3 protein-coding genes are annotated in these 2,526 nt (G+C 70.9%); 2 read left to right on the forward strand and 1 reads right to left on the reverse strand.

Translation table 11 applies throughout. The annotated features are described in order from the left end of the window. Both INE98_RS09450 and INE98_RS09455 read left to right on the forward strand, forming a co-directional pair. Positions 1-417 (forward strand): glutamate--tRNA ligase family protein (locus tag INE98_RS09450; protein ID WP_293538479.1); only part of this gene is annotated, 417 nt, incomplete at its 5' end. Next, on the forward strand, positions 401-1,297 hold the full coding sequence (locus INE98_RS09455) for a DMT family transporter (RefSeq protein ID WP_293538481.1): 897 nt from the start codon (positions 401-403) through the stop codon (positions 1,295-1,297). The genes INE98_RS09450 and INE98_RS09455, both read left to right, overlap by 17 nt. Here INE98_RS09455 and INE98_RS09460 read toward each other — a convergent pair. After that, the coding region (locus tag INE98_RS09460) for a protein adenylyltransferase SelO family protein (protein ID WP_293538483.1) at positions 1,285-2,526 on the reverse strand (1,242 nt) is incomplete at its 5' end. The genes INE98_RS09455 and INE98_RS09460 overlap by 13 nt on opposite strands.

The following is a 2,526-nucleotide window of genomic DNA, read 5'->3' on the forward strand; positions in this document are numbered from 1 at the left end:
GACGTCCGTGCGGCGGCGGAACGCTCGGGTCCCCTCAGCTTCCTCGCGACCGGGGCGGGACCTGCGGGTGAGACCGGGCGCCAGATCGCCCAGACGGACTCGGCGGGGGATATTGTCCTGGCCCGCAGGGACATAGGCGTAGCCTACCACCTCGCCGTGGTCGTGGACGACGCCTTCCAGAAGGTCACGACGGTGGTCCGTGGCTGCGACCTCTTCGCAGCGACCCACGTCCAGAGATTGCTCCAGGTCCTGCTTGGATTGCCAGAGCCCGTCTATCGACACCACCGACTGCTGGTCGGACCCGACGGAAAGCGCTACGCCAAGCGGGATCGTGCGGAGACCCTGCAGGCGCTTCGCGAACTGGGCGTCAGCCCGGACCGGCTTATCGCGGAGCTCGACCTTGACGGAGATCACTGAGAGCGGCGGCGCGGAACGCCGCACCGCCATGATCGTTCTCGTCGCCGGCGCCTGCATCATCGGCCTCGCCCCCATCCTCGTACGCCTGGCCGACGCCGGGCCCGCCGCGGTCGGGTTCTGGCGCATGCTCTTCGCCCTGCCCCTGCTGGCCCTGCTCGCGCGGCGGGAAAGCGGAGGCATCGGTCCGCCGGGATGGGTGCTCGGGCTCGCCGGGGCCGCCTTCGCGCTGGCCCTGGCCTTCTGGCACTACGGAATCGCCCTGACCTCCGTGGCCAAGGCGACCATCCTGTCCAACCTGACGCCGGTGATCGTGACGGGCGTGGCCTGGCTTGTCTTTCGCGAGAGGGTCCGCCCCCTCTTCCTGGCCGCGGTCGCCCTGGCGATTGGCGGCGCCTGCCTCATGACCCTGGCGCGCGACCCGGGCCTGCCGGGGGTCAACCCTGCCCTTGGAGACGCCTTCTCGGCCATGACGGCCGTCTGGTACGCCCTCTACTTCCTGGCGGTTCAGAACGCCCGGCGGACCCGGGGCGCCGCCCAGGTCATGTTCTGGTCCAGCCTCACCGCCGCGCCCCTGCTTCTGGCGGCTTCAGGCCTGCTGGGCGAACGCCTGATGCCGGCGACGCCCGGCGGCTGGGCCGCCTGCGTGGGTCTTGGGATCATGCACGTCACCGGACAGGGCGCCATCGCCTGGGCGCTGGGCCGGCTGCCCGCCTCGGTCACCTCGGTGGTCGTCCTGGTCCAGCCGGTGGTGGCGACGGTCCTGGGCTGGTTGCTCTTCGGAGAGGTCTTCGGACCCGGCCAGATGCTGGGCGGCGCCATCGCCCTGACCGGGGTCATCCTGGCCCAGCGGGCGGCGCGCCCGGCCGCTCAGCCCGGCTGAAGCCCCCAGGCTGTCCTGGCCTCCTCGATCTCCGCCATGGCGGCGTTGAAGAGGGACCAGTCATCCGAGGCGGCGATGGGCGCCCAGATCGCCTCGATGCGGTCGATGAGGAGTTCGACCGGCGACTCGCGCCGGAAGACAGGGTGATCCAGCCGCTCAGGACGGTCTGGCTCAGCCCCGGCCACCTCTCGGCGAAGGTCCTCGAACTCCGGCCTGCGATAGATCTCTCCCCTGGGGCCGGCGAGGGCCCGGGCCTCGTCGCCGCAGAACCAGTCGAAGAAGAACGGCTCCCAGCGGATCTCCGCACCACCCGCGGCCAGGGCGGCGAAGGCGGCGCTGACCAGCCGGGCGTCCGAACCACCCCCCCGGAAGGTCAGGCCCAGGCGACGCACCACCGCCCGGGCCAGCGCCTCCCGATAGAGATCTCCAAAGCCATTCAGAACCTCCACCAGCGCGTCCTCGGGCGACCCAGCCATCAGGAGACATCCCGCCAGCTGGCGCAGGTTCCAGAAGACGGCCTCCGGCTGGCGGCCAAAGCTGTAGAGGCCCGCATGGTCGAAATAGGCGGCCACGAAGTTGGGATCGCTGTGCGGCAGGAACCGGTAAGGCCCGTAGTCGAAGCTCTCCCCGGTGATGTTCATGTTGTCGGTGTTCAGGACCCCATGCACGAACCCTGCGGCCATCCAGGCGGCGGTCAGGCGGGCGGCGCCCCGGCAGGCCTCGTCCAGCAGGGCCGCGCCGGGATCAGCCTCCCCCACCCTGGCGGGGAAGTAGAGCTCCAGGGTGTAGTCCACCAGCCTGCGGACCAGGTCCGGGCGCTCCAGGGCCGCCGGCCTCTGGAAGGTGCCGAACCGGATGTGGCTGTGGCTGAGCCGGACCAGGACCGCAGAGCGCGTGGGGCTCGGCTCGTCCTGCCGCACCAGGTCCTCGCCCGTTTCAATAAGGGAGAAGGCGCGGGAGGTGGGAACGCCCAGGGCCTCGAGCATGCCCGCCGCCAACACCTCGCGCACGCCGCCCTTGAGGGTCAGTCGTCCGTCTCCACTGCGCGACCAGGGCGTGACGCCGGATCCCTTGGTGGCGAGGTCGAGGAGGCGGCCGGAGCCGGCCTCGCGCAGCTGGGCGAAGGTAAAGCCCCGGCCATCCCCGAGATCCGGGTTGTAAACCCGGAACTGATGCCCGTGATACCGCTGGGCCAGGGGGTCGGGCAGATTGCCGGGAAGCGGCTGGAA

Origin of the sequence: Phenylobacterium sp. (genome assembly GCF_020253645.1) — a bacterium.
Classification (GTDB): Bacteria; Pseudomonadota; Alphaproteobacteria; order Caulobacterales; family Caulobacteraceae; genus Phenylobacterium.